Annotated in this window: 20 protein-coding genes, 1 pseudogene and 1 riboswitch; of the genes and pseudogenes, 7 read left to right on the forward strand and 14 right to left on the reverse strand. The window is 34.8% G+C overall.

Annotated elements, in window-relative coordinates; all coding sequences use genetic code 11:
* Nucleotides 1–8: 8 nt before the first annotated feature.
* Nucleotides 9–419 (reverse strand): LNS2 domain-containing protein, encoded by a 411-nt coding sequence (locus H5J24_RS14065; RefSeq protein ID WP_068942588.1) that lies wholly within the window; start codon nt 417–419, stop codon nt 9–11.
* Nucleotides 420–737: 318 nt separating this feature from the next.
* Here H5J24_RS14065 and idi point away from each other — a divergent pair, with 318 nt between their 5' ends.
* From idi to gcvT, 3 genes and pseudogenes are all read left to right on the forward strand, one after another.
* Nucleotides 738–1,247 (forward strand): isopentenyl-diphosphate Delta-isomerase, encoded by a 510-nt coding sequence (gene idi, locus H5J24_RS14070; RefSeq protein ID WP_068945030.1) that lies wholly within the window; start codon nt 738–740, stop codon nt 1,245–1,247.
* Nucleotides 1,247–1,516 carry a hypothetical protein gene (locus tag H5J24_RS14075; RefSeq protein WP_232815603.1) on the forward strand — a complete coding sequence of 90 codons (270 nt, stop codon included), beginning with the start codon at nt 1,247–1,249 and terminating at the stop codon, nt 1,514–1,516. Before idi ends, H5J24_RS14075 begins: the two co-directional genes overlap by 1 nt.
* A gap of 212 nt (nt 1,517–1,728) precedes the next feature.
* Nucleotides 1,729–2,804, forward strand: a pseudogene (gene gcvT, locus H5J24_RS14080) (glycine cleavage system aminomethyltransferase GcvT).
* 80 nt (nt 2,805–2,884) lie between these two features.
* Here the strand turns inward: gcvT and H5J24_RS14085 are convergent.
* The 4 genes from H5J24_RS14085 to H5J24_RS14100 all read right to left on the reverse strand — a co-directional run bounded on the left by H5J24_RS14085 (nt 2,885) and on the right by H5J24_RS14100 (nt 4,529).
* The gene (locus tag H5J24_RS14085) at nt 2,885–3,295 is read right to left on the reverse strand and encodes a hypothetical protein (RefSeq protein ID WP_232815604.1); all 411 of its coding nucleotides are present in this window, start codon (nt 3,293–3,295) and stop codon (nt 2,885–2,887) included.
* Nucleotides 3,283–3,615 (reverse strand): hypothetical protein, encoded by a 333-nt coding sequence (locus H5J24_RS14090; protein WP_232815605.1) that lies wholly within the window; start codon nt 3,613–3,615, stop codon nt 3,283–3,285. The genes H5J24_RS14085 and H5J24_RS14090 overlap by 13 nt, the downstream gene beginning before the upstream one ends.
* A 252-nt stretch (nt 3,616–3,867) precedes the next feature.
* Nucleotides 3,868–4,056: a hypothetical protein gene (locus H5J24_RS14095; protein WP_141395657.1), complete on the reverse strand. Its 189-nt coding sequence runs from the start codon at nt 4,054–4,056 to the stop codon at nt 3,868–3,870.
* A gap of 116 nt (nt 4,057–4,172) precedes the next feature.
* The gene (locus H5J24_RS14100) at nt 4,173–4,529 is read right to left on the reverse strand and encodes an arsenate reductase family protein (RefSeq protein WP_068942580.1); all 357 of its coding nucleotides are present in this window, start codon (nt 4,527–4,529) and stop codon (nt 4,173–4,175) included.
* Nucleotides 4,530–4,647: 118 nt separating this feature from the next.
* Between H5J24_RS14100 and H5J24_RS14105 the strand changes: the two genes are divergently transcribed.
* The 3 genes from H5J24_RS14105 (at nt 4,648) to H5J24_RS14115 (ending at nt 7,990) form a co-directional block, all read left to right on the forward strand.
* Complete coding sequence (locus H5J24_RS14105; protein WP_068942579.1) at nt 4,648–5,115, forward strand: acyl-CoA thioesterase; 468 nt, start codon at nt 4,648–4,650, stop codon at nt 5,113–5,115.
* Between the two features lie 395 nt (nt 5,116–5,510).
* Nucleotides 5,511–5,578: riboswitch (Fluoride riboswitch) on the forward strand.
* A 31-nt stretch (nt 5,579–5,609) separates the two neighbouring features.
* The gene (locus H5J24_RS14110) at nt 5,610–6,917 is read left to right on the forward strand and encodes a voltage-gated chloride channel family protein (RefSeq protein ID WP_185124657.1); all 1,308 of its coding nucleotides are present in this window, start codon (nt 5,610–5,612) and stop codon (nt 6,915–6,917) included.
* A gap of 197 nt (nt 6,918–7,114) precedes the next feature.
* Nucleotides 7,115–7,990, forward strand: coding sequence for a LysR substrate-binding domain-containing protein (locus H5J24_RS14115; protein WP_068942575.1), 876 nt, complete (start codon nt 7,115–7,117; stop codon nt 7,988–7,990).
* A 152-nt stretch (nt 7,991–8,142) separates the two neighbouring features.
* Here H5J24_RS14115 and H5J24_RS14120 read toward each other — a convergent pair whose 3' ends face one another.
* Nucleotides 8,143–9,363 (reverse strand): IS4 family transposase, encoded by a 1,221-nt coding sequence (locus H5J24_RS14120; RefSeq protein WP_068939257.1) that lies wholly within the window; start codon nt 9,361–9,363, stop codon nt 8,143–8,145.
* A gap of 349 nt (nt 9,364–9,712) precedes the next feature.
* On the opposite strand from H5J24_RS14120, the gene H5J24_RS14125 reads away from it, so the two are divergent.
* Nucleotides 9,713–10,648, forward strand: a complete 936-nt coding sequence (locus H5J24_RS14125) for a YeiH family protein (RefSeq protein WP_068942573.1) — start codon at nt 9,713–9,715, stop codon at nt 10,646–10,648.
* A 79-nt stretch (nt 10,649–10,727) separates the two neighbouring features.
* Here the strand turns inward: H5J24_RS14125 and H5J24_RS14130 are convergent, their stop codons facing one another.
* The 8 genes from H5J24_RS14130 to porT all read right to left on the reverse strand — a co-directional run bounded on the left by H5J24_RS14130 (nt 10,728) and on the right by porT (nt 16,193).
* On the reverse strand, nt 10,728–10,910 hold the full coding sequence (locus H5J24_RS14130; protein WP_068942571.1) for a hypothetical protein: 183 nt from the start codon (nt 10,908–10,910) through the stop codon (nt 10,728–10,730).
* 341 nt (nt 10,911–11,251) lie between these two features.
* The gene (locus H5J24_RS14135) at nt 11,252–11,437 is read right to left on the reverse strand and encodes a hypothetical protein (RefSeq protein WP_068942570.1); all 186 of its coding nucleotides are present in this window, start codon (nt 11,435–11,437) and stop codon (nt 11,252–11,254) included.
* A 130-nt stretch (nt 11,438–11,567) separates the two neighbouring features.
* Nucleotides 11,568–12,143: an MFS transporter gene (locus tag H5J24_RS14140; RefSeq protein ID WP_232815606.1), complete on the reverse strand. Its 576-nt coding sequence runs from the start codon at nt 12,141–12,143 to the stop codon at nt 11,568–11,570.
* Entirely contained in the window at nt 12,140–12,808 is a 669-nt protein-coding gene (locus H5J24_RS14145; RefSeq protein WP_232815607.1) for an MFS transporter, read from the reverse strand. The genes H5J24_RS14140 and H5J24_RS14145 overlap by 4 nt, the downstream gene beginning before the upstream one ends.
* A gap of 73 nt (nt 12,809–12,881) precedes the next feature.
* On the reverse strand, nt 12,882–14,447 hold the full coding sequence (gene rny, locus H5J24_RS14150; RefSeq protein WP_068942566.1) for a ribonuclease Y: 1,566 nt from the start codon (nt 14,445–14,447) through the stop codon (nt 12,882–12,884).
* 231 nt (nt 14,448–14,678) lie between these two features.
* Nucleotides 14,679–14,966, reverse strand: a complete 288-nt coding sequence (locus H5J24_RS14155) for a cell division protein ZapA (protein ID WP_045495179.1) — start codon at nt 14,964–14,966, stop codon at nt 14,679–14,681.
* Nucleotides 14,966–15,268: a hypothetical protein gene (locus tag H5J24_RS14160; protein ID WP_068942564.1), complete on the reverse strand. Its 303-nt coding sequence runs from the start codon at nt 15,266–15,268 to the stop codon at nt 14,966–14,968. The genes H5J24_RS14155 and H5J24_RS14160 overlap by 1 nt, the downstream gene beginning before the upstream one ends.
* 139 nt (nt 15,269–15,407) lie before the next feature.
* On the reverse strand, nt 15,408–16,193 hold the full coding sequence (gene porT, locus H5J24_RS14165; RefSeq protein WP_068942562.1) for a type IX secretion/gliding motility protein PorT/SprT: 786 nt from the start codon (nt 16,191–16,193) through the stop codon (nt 15,408–15,410).
* Between the last annotated feature and the right edge of the window lie 2 nt (nt 16,194–16,195).

The following is a 16,195-nucleotide window of genomic DNA, read 5'->3' on the forward strand; positions in this document are numbered from 1 at the left end:
TATTAAATTTATTCTCCGTCTTCTTTGAACACTTCAATGGTTACTTGCTTTTCTACCAGGTCTGTAAATCTTCCCTTGTATCTTGTAGCTCTTACCAAATGATTATCAATCCAGTGATAATTTCCTCCTCTAGGTTTTCCACAAAGTACACTGTGGTATTTAAACCCGTGTTTATCTAACCAATCGATGGTAATTTGCTTCAGGTTTTCGGTTCTTGAGGTAAAGAAGCAGATCTGGTGCCCTTCATCATACCATTTATTAATAGTTTCCAAAGCATCCGGGTATGGTTCACAGGTAACCATTCTTTCTGGTTCTTCATTAGGAACATCATCCGTAATGGTTCCATCTATATCAATTAAGTAATTTTTAACTCCATCCTTAAGAATAGGACTGATGTGCTCTATGTATTCTAATTCCATCACGAAAATTTGAGTAACAAAGTTACGGTTTTTATACCTATCAGGTATATTAATTTGAGTTTAAGTTAAAAATTTACTATAAAAATCGTTATTTAATAAATAATATAAAGATTTTATTCGTAATTTGATGACTTCTAGTTAAAATTTTTCTTTTTAAATATTAGTTTATATCTTGAAATAGAAGATATTTGGAAAATCTAATGACTGCTGCATAGATTTTCAACTTGCTTTTTTATTCTCTCTCTTTATCCATTCAAAATGATAGAATGTTTAGCTAAAAATTTCCAAAATACATTTATTACACTTACATTTGTAGGAATGGAAGAATTAGTAGTTTTAGTAAATCCTGAAGATGTCGTTTTAGGCTTGATGGAGAAACAGCAGGCTCATATTAATGGTCTGTTACACCGTGCTTTTTCCGTATTTCTGTTCAACAATAAGGGCGAAATGCTTCTTCAGAAAAGAGCTTCAGGAAAATATCATTCTCCCAATCAATGGACCAATGCTGTGTGTTCACACCCAAGAATTGGGGAAACTTATCTGGCCGGAGCCCAACGAAGATTAAAAGAAGAGTTGGGAATAGAGGTGGAACTTTCAGAAAAATTTAATTTTATTTATAAAGCAAATGTAGGAGGCGGCCTTTGGGAGCATGAACTTGATTATGTTTTTGTAGGCAGCTATGAGTCTGGCTTTAATCTGAATAAAGAAGAAGTGGAAGAAGTAAGATTTATTTCTTTTGAAGATCTGAATAAGGAGATTTCTGAACATCCTAAACACTTTACAGAGTGGTTTAAAATCATCCTTGAAGAATACAAACACCATTTTTAATGATAAAAAAAATATTTCTCTTTACTGCTATCCTATCAGGAAGTTTGTCTTTTGCTCAAAAGGCTGCAACCTATGATAGTGCCAACTACTCTATCAATGTTCCTGAAGGCTGGAAATCAACCAATGACAGTGACATTATCAATATTTTCCCTACGAGTGAAATTGGTGCCATTACCATTTCCGAATACCACGACCTAGACCTTCCCAAGACTGAAACAAAAAAATTCATTCTGGCTCTTTACAAATCTGAAGATGCGGAAAAAAGGTAAAGGAAAGTAGAGGTAAAAAAGGATATACAGAATATTTCTACGAATATTTTGATGAAAAAGAAAAACTTTTCTGGGTTACAAGAGCTTTTCAAAAAGATAAAGACTTGTATCTGGTCACTATCAATTGTGGCCAGAAGTTCTGGAACGGAAACTATATGACCCTATTTAATGAGACTTTTAACAGTTTTAAAATAAAGAAATAAAAATTAAATATGAAGAAAACAGCTTTGTACGACAAACATGTTTCATTAGGAGCTAAGATCGTACCTTTCGCAGGTTTTGAAATGCCTGTACAATATTCAGGCGTAACGGAAGAGCATTTTGCAGTAAGAGAAAAAGCGGGATTGTTTGATGTTTCCCATATGGGGCAGTTTTTCATCGAAGGCCCAGGATCAAAAGATCTTTTACAATTTGTGACGACTAACAATGTAGATACTCTTGAAAACGGAAAAGCTCAGTACTCATGCCTTCCTAATGAAAAAGGGGGAATCGTGGACGACCTTATTGTTTACAAAATAGAGGATGACAAATACTTCGTAGTAGTAAATGCTTCCAATATTGACAAAGACTGGAACCATATCTCAAAATACAATACTTTCGGAGCAAAAATGACCAACGCTTCTGATGACATGTCATTACTGGCAGTTCAAGGGCCTAAAGCTACTGAAATCCTTCAAAAACTTACTGATGTAAACCTTTCTGAAATTCCTTACTATAACTTTACAGTAGGGAGTGTAGCAGGAGTACATGATGTCATCATTTCCAATACAGGATATACTGGAAGCGGAGGTTTTGAGATCTATTTCAAAAACGAAAATGCAGAACAACTATGGGATGAAGTAATGAAGGCTGGTGAAGCGGAAGGAATTATTCCTTGTGGATTGGCTGCCAGAGATACTTTAAGACTTGAAAAAGGATTCTGCTTATACGGAAACGATATTGATGATACTACTTCTCCAATTGAAGCTGGTTTAGGATGGATCACTAAATTCGATAAAGATTTTGTTTCTAAAGATACTTTCGCAAAACAGAAAGAAGAAGGGGTTACCAGAAAATTAGTAGCTTTTGAATTAACAGACAAAGGAGTTCCAAGACATGATTATCCTGTAGTAGATGCTGAAGGAAATGTAATCGGAAAAGTAACTTCAGGAACTCAGTCTCCTATGAAAAAATTGGTTTAGGTCTTGCTTATGTAGACAAGCCTCACTTCAAACTAGGATCTGAGATCTTTATTCAGGTAAGAAATAAGAATATTCCTGCAAAAGTAGTGAAAGCTCCTTTTGTATAAATACTAAAACAGATAAAAACCGCAGAAAAATCTGCGGTTTTTTATTTTATCAATTATTTTTTGGACAGAATAATATCAGATTACACCGTATCTCCTTCTCCATCCATCCATCTTCTCATCTGAACTCTATGAGCTGGTGTCTCTTCTACTCCTCCTGCTAAAACGTTTAAAATCTTATCCCAAAGATTTTTTTTCTTAGACTGGGATTCTTTTAATTCATTATAAGCGAGAAGATAGTCATGTTCATATTTACAAGCTTCATCATCCGAATAGTTCCAGGGAATATGATTAAGAATATCCATCGTTAAGAGATCAATTTCACTAGGTTCCAGTGCTTCCATCATTTTCAGTTTGAGATGATAGGTTTCAGAAATGGATAGTATTTTACCTAGTGAACTCTTGATTTCCTTCCAATTGTCATCCCATTTTTGAAGATTCTCATCTATAAAAATGGCCATTCCTATTCTTTCCAGTTCCATTAGATTATCCAATACCATTGTTTTATACTCTTCATGAGAGTACCAGATTTGTACCAGATCAGTAGCATCTTTTTTCTAAATTTTTCTTCTATTTTTCCCAAAATACCTAGAAGGGTATCAGAGTTTTCCGTCAGCTTAGACTTCTCTCTTATCCATAAATTGATAACCATGCTGTCCTTCGTTGTTGCAATCAACCTGCCACATTCTTCGATTCTTGATCTTATTTTCTGATCATTGGATTGAATTTCTTTATTGGTTGTCTTAATGTCTACAGCAAGTTTCCTTAGACTTTGCACCGCTTTAATGATCGGGTTGAGTTGTTTTTCCATCATTGAGTTGTTTTAGTTGTGTTTGAAAATGATAATTTTACCAGAATCCAATTTACAAACAATTTAACAGAATCCACTATTTCAAAATAAAATCAAAACACATTTCAATAAAAAAACACACTATTAACAAATAACAACATAAAAAAACACAAATAACACAAATATTTCAATAAAATAAATTATGTAAAGATAATTTTTTTAACCTTCATTATATATACTACCAAAAAGAGACTGCATTTCTGCAATCTCTTTTTCTTATCTGCAGTAGCAGCAAAGCGATCTATCCGGGGTACACATATCTCCTATTCCCGGATGATTTGAAACGACGCCTCCTGCTTCACCACAAAGTGTATAGCAATTGGGTACAATGACTTTTCCACCCCCTTTAATTTCTTTTAATGTTACCCTGTTAAGTTTTTGGGCTCTAAAAATGTTTTTATTCATAATACTATTTTTTGGTTATTTAAATATAAGAATAAAACTTTAAAACACTACACATCAGTATTTTAAATAAAAAAAGCTCCGCAAGCGGAGCCCAAACTTATAATTATTGAGTAAAATTATTCTTCCACTCCAAAGAATGTTCTTAAAGCCGCTATATTAGTTTTATCATTTCCTATAAAAATTTCCTTGTCTGTTATGAAGACAGGACGCTTTAGAAAGGTATAGTGATCCAGTAACAATTCTTTGAAATCTTTCTCTCCCAAAGACTTTACATCTAATCCTCTCAACTTAATCTGAGTAGATTTTTTACTGAACAAAGCCTCATATGACTTTGCCAGTTTGTGCATTTCTATTAATTCTTCTTTGGTAATAGGTTGTTTTTTAATCTCACGAAGATCCCAGTCTGTAAGATCAAATTGTGCTAAAATTTTTCTGCAGGTATCACAGGTATTCAGATAAAATACTTTCTTCATTGCTATTCTTTTCTGTTATTTGTTAAAATTCTACTTCATTATTATTTCGTCTTTCAAAAGTAGGATTTAATCTAAAACTTTCGAAATTATTAAATAACTTTATTGAAATTTTATAAAGATGCAGAACAAACCCATTACTTTTCAGTTTATTTCAGAACCCTCAGATGTTAATTATGGTGGAAATGTACACGGCGGAAGTGTTATGAAGTGGATTGATCAGGCAGGCTATGCTTGTGCTACCACCTGGAGTGGCAATTATTCAGTTACAGTGTATGTTGGTGGAATCCGTTTCTATGAACCTATAAAAATTGGAGAAGTGGTAAAAGTAGATGCTCAGGTGATCTATACCGGAAGCTCAAGTATGCATATTTCTATCAATGTCTTTTCCCGAAACCTGAAACAACCTACTTTTGATAAAAAAACCCACTGTATCATTGTTTTTGTTGCCGTAGATGAAAACGGTAAAAAGCTTCCAGTACCCAAATGGATTCCTGAAACCGAAGAGGAAAAACAGAAAGAACAGTATGCTAAACGTCTCATGGAGCTGAGAACACAGATTGAGGATGAAATGAAGCCTTTTTTATAGAAATTTTAGAGTGGAAAACTAAGATTTGAGGCGGATGCAAGATATATTTTTAGATGATGATTATTGAATGAAGAAATAGATCTCAGAATTAGGTATCTCGTTTTCGTAGGGTATACCAAATGATATAAAGATTTATCATGTTTTAAGTTTTGGCTAAAGCCAATGGATGGGTTAATTTTTAAGATGGGCTAAAGCCCATCCCTGTTGATGTTGATATCCGAATGGATAATAGTTATAGCTAATAGTTGTTTAACGGCAAAGATCTTTTATCTTTTATCTTTTATCTTTTATCTTTTATCTTTTATCTTTTATCTTTTATCTTTTATCTTTTATCTTTTATCTTTTATCTTTTATCTTTTATCTTTTATCTTTTAATCTTAATTTATATCTTTGTTCCATCAAAAGGAAATGGTGTTCTTCCTTCCCCAACCGCTTTACAAAAGCTGATGACGCCTGATTAAGAGATTATTAATGAATAACTAATCAGGATTATTATGTCAAAACATCAACGAACACTTGGTCAAAAAGCAATTTTTCATACGCAATTTTTCTTCAGAAAATTTCCGGCAATTCCTTATATTGGTAAATGGCTGCTCATCAGCATTATCATTGGAGTCTTGATAGGAAGTGCTTCTGCCGGATTTTTACAGTCTTTGGAATGGGCTACAAATTTCAGAGAAAGTCATATATGGCTGATTGCTTTACTTCCTCTTGCCGGTTTTTTAATTGGACTTTTATATTATTATTGGGGAAAGGATGTTGAAGCGGGAAATAATCTTCTGATTGACAATATTCATGATCCTAAAGGAACTATTCCGTTCAAAATGGCTCCTTTTGTTTACCTGGGAACTATTGTCACCCATTTTTTTGGAGGTTCAGCAGGACGTGAAGGAACGGCCCTTCAAATGGCAGCTGCTATTGCAGATCATTTCAGTAAACCTTTTAAGCTTGATAAGAATGAAAGAAGAATATTGATTATTTCTGCCATTGCCGCAGGGTTTGGCTCTGTTTTCGGAACACCATTAGCCGGAGCCGTTTTCGGGCTTGAAGTTTTTCTGATCGGAAGAATACGGTACAATGCAATATTCCCGGCTTTTGCATCAGCCATACTAGCAGATTGGGCGACAAACCTATGGAATGTAAAGCATACTCATTATCATATTGATTTTATTCCTAAACTAGAGCTTTTACCGATTCTCTATAGTATTTTAGCTGGAATTGCTTTTGGAATTTGTGCTGCTGCTTTCAGTAAAATCATTCATTGGGCAGGTTCTGTTTTTAAATCAAAGATCACATACCCACCGCTTCGCCCGGTTGTTGGTGGAACTATCGTTGCTCTGGCGGTCCTGCTCATGGGCACAACACGATATATTGGTCTTGGAGTTCCTGTCATTGTTGAATCTTTTGAAAAACAGCTTCCGTTGTATGATTTTGCTCTGAAAATGGTTTTTACCATCATTACCCTTTCCGCAGGCTTTAAAGGAGGGGAAGTTACTCCTTTATTCTTTATCGGAGCTACATTGGGAAGTGCATTATCATTATTTATTCCATTACCTTTTGGATTATTGGCAGGAATGGGATTTGTGGCTGTATTTGCCGGAGCAACCAATACTCCACTCGCTTGTATGCTGATGGGAATTGAATTATTTGGAGCTGAATGTGGTGTATATATTGCTATTGCCTGTGTGGTTTCTTATCTTCTTTCTGGGCATAACAGTATTTACAGTAAACAGAAAATTGGAGAAGCTAAAAACAGAAGATATGAAAGCCAACAGGACAAATCTATTTCCGAATTTCTTTAACCATCTCACCAAAACTTCTTTGAGTTTTCGCTACAAGTCAAGTGAAAGAGAGCTGTCGTGCATCAAATATGATTAACCATAAAGAGATAAAACATAGCCTCAAACACTAAGATTCTAAACCTTCGAATTTCAAAACAAGCATCAGGTATCATAAACGGACCTACTCGAAATACAACTATAATCCGTACTTTTGCGACATGTTCGATTACAGGTTAAAAGTTTTTCATACCGTAGCTTCCAGACTGAGTTTTACCAAGGCTTCTGAGGAGCTTCATATTTCACAGCCGGCAGTTACGAAGCACATCAAAGAAATTGAGGTACAGCTGAGCACCAAATTATTTGACAGAAAAGGAACTTCTATACAATTGACGCAAAGTGGCAAAATCCTGTTTGAATATGCTGAAAAGATCAGAAATATCTACCGTGATCTGGAATTTGAGATCAGTCAGATCAATCAGCAGCATAAAGGAAAACTTATTATTGGAGCCAGCACCACTGTTGCCCAATATATTTTGCCTGAAATCCTGGCCAAGTTCAACGCCTATTATAAAGACATTAAAATAGAGCTTCTGACCGGAAATACAGAAGCTATTTCTGCTCTTTTAAAAGAAGAAAAAATTGATTTGGGTATTATTGAAGGGGAATCACAATCTTCTTATTTTGATTACAAAACATTCAAACCTGATGAAATTGTTCTTGCCGCCAAATCAGACCACGCTTTAGCTCATAAAACGCTGCAAGTAAAAGATCTTTATCAGCTTAATCTTATTTTCCGTGAACAAGGCTCCGGAACTCTCGAATTTATACAAAACCGTTTAAAAGAAAAGGATATTAATATCCATGAACTGAATACCGTCATCCAATTGGGAAGCAGTGAGAGTATCAAAAATTATCTTCTTCATTCGGATTGTATGGCCTTTCTTTCTATCAGTACCATTCTGAATGAACTGAAAAATAATGTTCTTACAGTGATTGACATTAAAAACTTCAGTATTGAAAGAGATTTCCATTTTATTCTTCCCAAAGGGGAACAATCTGAATTGATAGAACTGTTTTTAAGATTTGCTGAATAATTTTTTACTATGCCAATAGATAGTTTAAATATGGAGTTTACTTATTAAAACCCACTAATTTTTTAAGTTTTGGCTAAAGCCAAATGGATGGATTACTTTTTTAGATGGGCTAAAGCCTAGTGGTGGTCGGAAGAATATCCGACCATTTTATTTTAAGTTTTAAAAACTTTATCAGGATTTCCCCCTGCCCCTATTATTAATATAGATATGGCAAGGTTCCTTATCTCCATAGCAAATCTTCTTTTGGCTGTTTTATATCCTATATTATTTGCTTTTTTATAGATGAGAATGAGCATAGCTGTAATAAGAGTCATGTAAATCATTACTTCTATACCATTTTTATTGAGTGAAAGAAGATGACTAGCATGAAGTTCCTGTTTTAGAAATCTAAAAAACACTTCAATGTCCCATCTTTTCCGATAATAATCCGCAATATCTTTTGCAGAGATTTGAAAGTCATTGGTTAGAAACCAAAATTCTTTTTCAGGTTGCTGTTTGCTGCTTACTACAACCAATCTGAAATGTGTTTCAATTTGCTCCTCCTTATTATAAGTTTTCCCTTTTTGAGTTGGGACAGGTTTTGACGAATATAACTTTACTAAACTATCTTTTATGAGTACAATTTCTCCTAAGTCGATATTCTGATCTTTTTCAATAAAAGACTTTATTTCTTCATGTTTTCTATTTTCTTTAGATCTTATAACAAAAAACACCCCTTTATCATCAAATTCTTTCATTCTTTGGGCAGAACCCAATCCTTTATCTATAATATAAATATTGGCATGTTCTTTTTCTCTTTTCACATGTTGCAATACAGCTTCAGAAAGAGCATTATCTTCTGCACAGTATTTAGGAGTATTGTAAATTTCAACTCCGCAAGGAAGCAGCCCATCAAATAAGACACTATACTTAATAAATTTCTTACCTCCGTTTTGAGCAATGCCTTCCTTTAATTTTCCAGCTGCTTCACCAATAACAGTGCTATCTGTTCTGATTAGATCATATTTTTCTCTTTCTGCCGGGTTATAGGAATCACAGAACATATTATAGATACAATCGTAGATTTCTTTAAAGTATCTTGAATCGATTTTTGAAAGCCTCTCAGAAATAGAACTGCGTCTTACAGTTTCAGTTTCATCAAGATTGAATAAAGCCTTAAATACAGGATCTTTAAATGTGTCTTCCAGTGTTCGCTGGCTTAATTTTTCATTGCTGGTAATGGCAAATAACAGAAGATAAAACATCTTTCTGCCTTGAAGTACTTTAGAATAATGATCTACTTTGGTATTGGCTGAAAGATGAGATAAGAGGGCTTCAGGAATAAAGCTTAACAACTGGGAAACTGAAATTTTGTGCTCGCTAAAAATGGACATATTAATAAGTATACTTATCAAAGATAAAACTTAAGTAACCCAAAATGAAAATCGGAAGAAAAAATCTTCCGACCATCACTAGGCTAAAGCCTATCTCTATTGATATTGATATCCGAATGGATAATAGTTATAACTAAATAGTTGTTTAACGGCAAGATCTTTTATCTTTTATCTTTTATCTTTTATCTTTTATCTTTTATCTTTTATCTTTTATCTTTTATCTTTTATCTTTTATCTTTTATCTTTTATCTTTTATCTTTTATAACTTATAGTTATCCAATATAACAAAATACAATTTACTTTATAATAACATATTGCCGAATTTTGACCCAAATTAAAAGTTCACAATATGAAAGATTTCATTCTTCATGAAACAACACGAAAAGTAATTTTCATTGGACTGTCAGTTTTATGTCTGACTCCACTTATTTCATCCCCCATTGCTCTGGCGTTAGGTTTTATTCTGGCTGTTTTTATGGGAAATCCATTTGAAAAACATTTACATCAATATATTCACCTGCTTTTACAGATCTCTATTGTCGGATTAGGTTTTGGATTAAAGCTGGATGAGGCACTTCAAGCCGGAAAAACAGGTCTGATGTTAACCGTGGTAAGTATTATTAGTGTAATGATCCTTGGCTATTTTTTAGGAAAGATTTTTAAACTTGAAAGACCCTTATCCTATCTTTTGTCTGCCGGAACTGCCATCTGTGGCGGAAGTGCTATTGCTGCAGTTGCTCCTATCATCAAGCCAAGTACAAAGCAAATTTCATTGGCATTGGCCATTGTTTTTACATTAAACTCCATTGCCCTGTTCGTTTATCCGGCTATCGGGCATCTCTTACATCTTTCTCAGGAGCAGTTTGGGCTATGGTGTGCAATCGGAATCCATGATACGAGTTCTGTAGTAGGAGCAGCCAGTAAATATGGTAATGAAGCTTTAAAAATTGCTACAACGGTTAAATTAGCCCGTGCTTTATGGATTATTCCGGTTTCCATTATTACCATGTTTATTTTTAAAAGTAAAGATTCTAAAATTAAAATTCCGTGGTTCATCGGATATTTCATTCTGGCTATTCTGCTGAATACTTATTTTCCTGTTATGAATCAATTCAGCTCTGCAATTACTTCTTTTGCAAAATCCGGACTCAACCTGACCTTGTTCTTTATTGGTTCTACCCTTTCTATACAGACCTTGAAAACGATAGGCTTTAAACCATTGCTTACCGCTGTATTGCTGTGGGTGACCATCAGTGTAGGAAGTTTACTTTACATCATTCACTAAAAGCAGCAGCACCCTTCTGAAATCAGGAGGGTGCTGCCTATTAAATGTGGAAATGTTTATTTCATATTTCAATAATTTCTTATACTTCACCGCAAGTATACACCTGCAGACAACCCATATATATTGAGCAATAGTCAGGACCTGTTACCGCACCTGAACAGCTGCATCCGCAAAGAGATAAATCCGGCTTACCACTTACTCCTCCTGTAATACTTTTAAGATCTTGTTTTTTTAGCTTTTTAGCATTTTTAAAAATGTTCATGTGATTTAGTTTTTAATTAAAAAATATAGTTTTAGTTACTTACCAAAGTTAAACAAATATTAATTACACGCAACCTATTTTAATATTTTTTTTATAAAATACTGATTACAAATAAATTAATATATTAAAAAACATAAAAAACCACCTTTATTTATTAAACAAATTAAATCTAACTGTAAAAGTAAAGTTTATGAGATGAGCTTTAACAGCCAGTAAAATCAATGCAAACAAAGCCAAAGCTGCGATCTAAGAAATGTCAATATCCTTATCTATTTTTTAAGTTTTAATAAAAAAACCTTTCGATTTCTCAAAAGGTTTTTAATAAATAATATCATTTTAATTTAACAGGTCATAACCTGCAGACATCTTTTATATTCTTTACAATACGATGGGCCTGTCACTGCGCCTGTACAGCTACAGCCACATTTCGAAAGATCCGGGGTAACTACACCACCAACACCTCCTACAATATCTTTAAGAGAATCTCTTTCCAGCTTTTTAGCATTTTTAAAAATGTTTTGTGACATGATGATTTTATTTTAATTAAACATATATTTTGTTAGTTCATTTTTAAAATTAAATAAATAAAAATTATTCATCACATAAAAAATGTTAATTAACGCAATTTCACAGATTTAAAAGTGAGTAAAATATCATTTATTCCGTAAACTCCAGATCCCTGTCGTGGGTTTCTGAAATCGTTAATGAAGAGTAAAACGCCAATCCAAATACTACTACTCCTACAATTGCAGCACTTTCTACTACTGAAAAATTACCTTTAAGAGAATCAAATCCCAGAATCATGACGGGCACCAACCCTCTTACCATATTGGGAACAGTAGTGGTAGCTGTATTTCTGATATTCGTTCCAAACTGTTCTGCTGCTAAAGTGACAAACATCGCCCAATATCCGGTACCAAAGCCCAACCATACACAGAATAAATAATATTTTGTTTCCGTATTGGTGTTTCCAAACAACATAATGCCTACCCCTACCAGAGTAAAAAGAAGCATATAAAATATAGCCATCTTACGCGATTTTAAAGCATGAGAAATAAAACCACTCATAAGATCTCCCACAGAAATACCTACATAAGCCCACATAATAGCTTTTCCGGGACTGAGATCCTTTATCCCGAATTCAGGAGCAAATTGATTGGCTAAAACAGCCAGAATCCCTATACAATACCAGGTAGGCAATCCTACAGCAATACATTTCAGATACCGTATCAATCTGTCTTTATTAGTGAAAAGGAAAGAAAGTTTCCCTTGGAAACATTTTTATGCTCAATATTTTTATAGATTCCTGACTCTGAAACACTTATTCTCAGCAGTAATAAAAGAATTCCCATTACCCCGCCAATGATGTAGGAAATATTCCATCCGCCGGCTAATTCTACTGTTAATTGAGCTACAACAGCACCCATCAATCCAAAACCGGCCACTACAGAGGTTCCGATTGCTCTCAAACTCTTCGGCAGACTTTCAGAAACCAGGGTAATTCCGGCTCCAAGCTCTCCGGCAAGACCTATTCCTGCAATAAACCTTAAAGCGGCATATTGATACACTAAATGCTCTTTTGGAAAATAAGGCAAAAAACCACAGGCAATATTTGCGAGGGAATAGACCAGAATAGAACCGAAAAGTACAGAAAGTCTTCCTTTTTTATCTCCGAACACTCCCCAGAATACACCTCCTATAAGAAGTCCAACCATCTGACAGTTCAGTATGAATGTTCCATCAGCATCCGGATTAAGCCCTAATGCTTTTAAACTGGGAATCCTTACGATCCCAAACAAGAGAAGGTCATAGATATCTACGAAATAGCCAAGAGCCGAAATAATAACGGGAATAGAGAAAATGTACTTTAGTTTTGAAGACAGTGATAGTTCTTGCATTGTTAAATTTTGATAAAAATAAAAAACCTTTCAATTTCTTGAAAGGTTTTTATAAAATATCTTGTTGTGATTATTATCTTGCAATATTCACGGCTCTTGTTTCTCTGATTACGGTTACTTTCACCTGTCCAGGGTAAGTAAGTTCATTCTGGATCTTTTCAGAGATATCGTAAGAAAGTTGAGAAGCGACTTCGTCGTTTACTTTTCCACTCTCCACCATTACTCTTAGTTCTCTACCTGCCTGAATTGCATAAGCGCTTGATACACCATCGAAGCTTAATGCCGCAGATTCAAGATCTTTTAGTCTCTGAATGTAAGATTCCAGTACTTGTCTTCTTGCTCCCGGTCTTGCTCCTGAGATCGCATCGGCAACCTGAATGATTGGAGATAATAGAGACTTCATTTCAATTTCGTCGTGGTGAGCTCCAATAGCATTCACTACTTCTGGGTTTTCACCGTATTTCTCAGCCCACTGCATTCCTAATAGAGCGTGTGGTAATTCTGATTCCTGCTCAGGAACTTTACCGATATCGTGTAAAAGACCTGCTCTCTTAGCTAATTTAACATTTAATCCTAATTCAGCAGCCATTGTTGCAGCAATATTTGCTACTTCTCTTGAGTGCTGTAATAAGTTCTGTCCATAAGAAGAACGGTATTTCATTCTACCAACGATCTTGATTAATTCAGGGTGTAATCCGTGGATTCCTAAATCAATAATCGTTCTTTTTCCTACTTCAATGATCTCTTCTTCAATTTGTTTTCTTGTCTTTTCTACAACTTCTTCAATTCTTGCCGGGTGAATTCTCCCATCAGTAACCAATCTGTGAAGTGATAATCTTGCGATCTCTCTTCTTACCGGATCGAAACATGAAAGAAGAATAGCTTCCGGAGTATCATCAACAATAATCTCAACTCCTGTTACTGCTTCTAAAGCACGGATGTTTCTACCTTCTCTACCGATAATTCTACCTTTTACTTCGTCAGATTCAATGTTGAATACTGATACTGAGTTTTCGATAGCCTGCTCGGTCCCGATTCTCTGGATCGTTTGGATAACAATCTTTCTCGCTTCGTTTTTAGCATTCAGCTGAGCTTCTTCCATGATGCTCTGAACGTGAGCCTGAGCTCTTGTTTTAGCTTCAGCTCTCATGGTTTCTACCAATTCTGCTTTAGCTTCCTCAGCGGTATAATTAGAGATTTTTTCAAGGATCTCTACTTTTTTAGTGGTAGCAATATCTAATTCCTGCTGTTTTCTGTCTAGAATTTCGTTCTTCTTAGCGTAGTCTGCAATTTGTCTGTCTAAATCTTTCTCTAATTTTGCAGTCTTACTAAGTTCGTCAGTCACTTTGTGCTCCTTATCCTTCGTTCTTTTTTCAGCTTCCTGCATTTTTTTCTCGCGGGCCTGGATATCAGCATCATGCTGTGATTTCAGTTCAAGGAATTTTTCTTTAGCCTGAAGATTCTTTTCTTTCTTTATGGATTCAGCCTGTACGTTAGCTTTTTCTATAAGGTTTTCGGCGTTTTTCTTTGCATCATCTATAATAAATTTTGCTTTAGTATTCAGAGAACTCCTGGAGAAAAACAGCCCCACAGCAGCCCCGATTACTAAACATACAACACCGACTATAACTTCTATCATAATGTATATTGAGTTTTAATTGTATTCATATCCTTTTAAAATAAAAAAAGCCTACAATAATCCAGAGATTGAGAGTAAACTCCTAATCAACACGATTTGAACTGATTTCCACTGTCTGTAATCCGGAAGACCGGCACGCCATTCAGAGGACATTTGTTCGGTAATTGTTTAGCGTTGAGTTTACCTTTAATGTGTTAGAATTATTGTAGGCAGCTTGTTCAGGAAAAAAATCTATTTCCCGATTTCATTCAACGACTGATTAATCTGTTGCAATCTCTCGTTGGTTGAATTAATATTTTTCTCGTAGTTAAGAGACACTACTTCTGCATTGGTTCCCAGTTTCAGGGCACACATTGCCAAAGCATCCTGTTTATCTCTTACATCGAAGTTCTGTTCAAAATCTTTAATCATATTCTCGATCTGCTTCCCTACCTTACGCAAAGTTTCTTCTTCTGCTGCCGGTACGTTCAGCGGATATACTCTTCCTGCAATGTTTACGGTTATTCTCCTTACCTCCATTATAATCCACTGTTTTGAAGCTGAGCAATACAGAAATCAATTTCTTTTACCAATCTGTTGATATGGTTTTTCATTAACCTATTGTGTTCAGGATTTCCTGATATTGCTGAATAAAGTTTTATATTTTTTTGTTCTTCTGCTAATACCTGATTTCTTCTTCTCTCCTCATCGTATTTCACCTTCAGCTCTTCATGCTCACTACTTAATTCTGATAACTTTTCAGTAAGATTTCTGTAATTCTTTTGCAGAGCCAAAATTTTTCTCTCTAATTCTGAAAAATTGTTTTCTAAATCTTGAAGCATTTCAGGTTTGTATATTCTAACTAGAAGCAAAAATAAAAAAATATTAACACTAACAAAAATAAATAGTCGTATATTTTGATCTCCCCACAAAAAAGGAGATGCAAAAGCATCTCCTGAGTATTTTTAATATGATAATTTCTTATTCAAATTTCAGTACAAACATTATCGCTCTGGTCTGTAATGTAGATACTGCAGAAGCCCAGTAAGGAGGTGTAGTAGCATTATCAGCCACTTTTTCATTATTCATGAAGAATGTTCCTCTGATGGCAGGCGTCAGTTTAAATTTGTTAAAATAAAACTGAATTCCCATTTCTGCAGACCATGCGAAGTTATGGGTAGTAGATCTGAAGATCTGCTGCATATTGTCATCCGTAGAACTGGAATTAGACTGTAGGTTCACTATGTAGTTCACCCCCGCAGCAACATAAGGCCTTGAATTATACCATCTTCGTCCGTGAAGCTCCAAAAGTACCGGAATGTCAACCAATGTAGATTTAATATCCCTTACTTTATCTTTTTCCTGTAAAGGGATTGGCGTGAAAGGAGGATTAGTTACAGATCCACCTGCATAATCATCATTGGATTGAGTATTAAAAGTCAGCTGTCTTTGTGCAAACTGCAGCCCCGGCTCTACTCTTACATCCAGATAATCATTCAGTCTCCATTTTGCAATAAGCCCGGCACCGAAGCTGTAACTTTCTTTGGTACTGGTAACAAGATTTTGATTATCTTTCATCCCATAGGTTGGATGTAATACGATTCGGTAGCCCAGTTTATTCCCGTTCAAATAAAAACCCCAACTGAATTTCTGCTCGTCGAAATCTTCCAACTTATCCATTCTGTTTCGGGTTCTAAATTGCGCGTTTGCAAAAACGGCAACATTTACTGAGGTTAAAACCAGTGCTTTTAATAGAAATTTATTCATAG

This window comes from Chryseobacterium capnotolerans, assembly GCF_021278965.1.
Lineage (GTDB): Bacteria > Bacteroidota > Bacteroidia > Flavobacteriales > Weeksellaceae > Chryseobacterium > Chryseobacterium capnotolerans.

Coding starts and splice junctions, on each gene's coding strand:
- H5J24_RS14065 (WP_068942588.1), bottom strand. CDS start 419: ATGGAATTAGAATACATAGAGCACATCAGTCCTATTCTTAAGGATGGA.
- idi (WP_068945030.1), top strand. CDS start 738: ATGGAAGAATTAGTAGTTTTAGTAAATCCTGAAGATGTCGTTTTAGGC.
- H5J24_RS14075 (WP_232815603.1), top strand. CDS start 1,247: ATGATAAAAAAAATATTTCTCTTTACTGCTATCCTATCAGGAAGTTTG.
- H5J24_RS14090 (WP_232815605.1), bottom strand. CDS start 3,615: ATGATGGAAAAACAACTCAACCCGATCATTAAAGCGGTGCAAAGTCTA.
- H5J24_RS14095 (WP_141395657.1), bottom strand. CDS start 4,056: ATGAATAAAAACATTTTTAGAGCCCAAAAACTTAACAGGGTAACATTA.
- H5J24_RS14100 (WP_068942580.1), bottom strand. CDS start 4,529: ATGAAGAAAGTATTTTATCTGAATACCTGTGATACCTGCAGAAAAATT.
- H5J24_RS14105 (WP_068942579.1), top strand. CDS start 4,648: ATGCAGAACAAACCCATTACTTTTCAGTTTATTTCAGAACCCTCAGAT.
- H5J24_RS14110 (WP_185124657.1), top strand. CDS start 5,610: ATGTCAAAACATCAACGAACACTTGGTCAAAAAGCAATTTTTCATACG.
- H5J24_RS14115 (WP_068942575.1), top strand. CDS start 7,115: ATGTTCGATTACAGGTTAAAAGTTTTTCATACCGTAGCTTCCAGACTG.
- H5J24_RS14120 (WP_068939257.1), bottom strand. CDS start 9,363: ATGTCCATTTTTAGCGAGCACAAAATTTCAGTTTCCCAGTTGTTAAGC.
- H5J24_RS14125 (WP_068942573.1), top strand. CDS start 9,713: ATGAAAGATTTCATTCTTCATGAAACAACACGAAAAGTAATTTTCATT.
- H5J24_RS14130 (WP_068942571.1), bottom strand. CDS start 10,910: ATGAACATTTTTAAAAATGCTAAAAAGCTAAAAAAACAAGATCTTAAA.
- H5J24_RS14135 (WP_068942570.1), bottom strand. CDS start 11,437: ATGTCACAAAACATTTTTAAAAATGCTAAAAAGCTGGAAAGAGATTCT.
- H5J24_RS14145 (WP_232815607.1), bottom strand. CDS start 12,808: ATGCAAGAACTATCACTGTCTTCAAAACTAAAGTACATTTTCTCTATT.
- rny (WP_068942566.1), bottom strand. CDS start 14,447: ATGATAGAAGTTATAGTCGGTGTTGTATGTTTAGTAATCGGGGCTGCT.
- H5J24_RS14155 (WP_045495179.1), bottom strand. CDS start 14,966: ATGGAGGTAAGGAGAATAACCGTAAACATTGCAGGAAGAGTATATCCG.
- H5J24_RS14160 (WP_068942564.1), bottom strand. CDS start 15,268: ATGCTTCAAGATTTAGAAAACAATTTTTCAGAATTAGAGAGAAAAATT.
- porT (WP_068942562.1), bottom strand. CDS start 16,193: ATGAATAAATTTCTATTAAAAGCACTGGTTTTAACCTCAGTAAATGTT.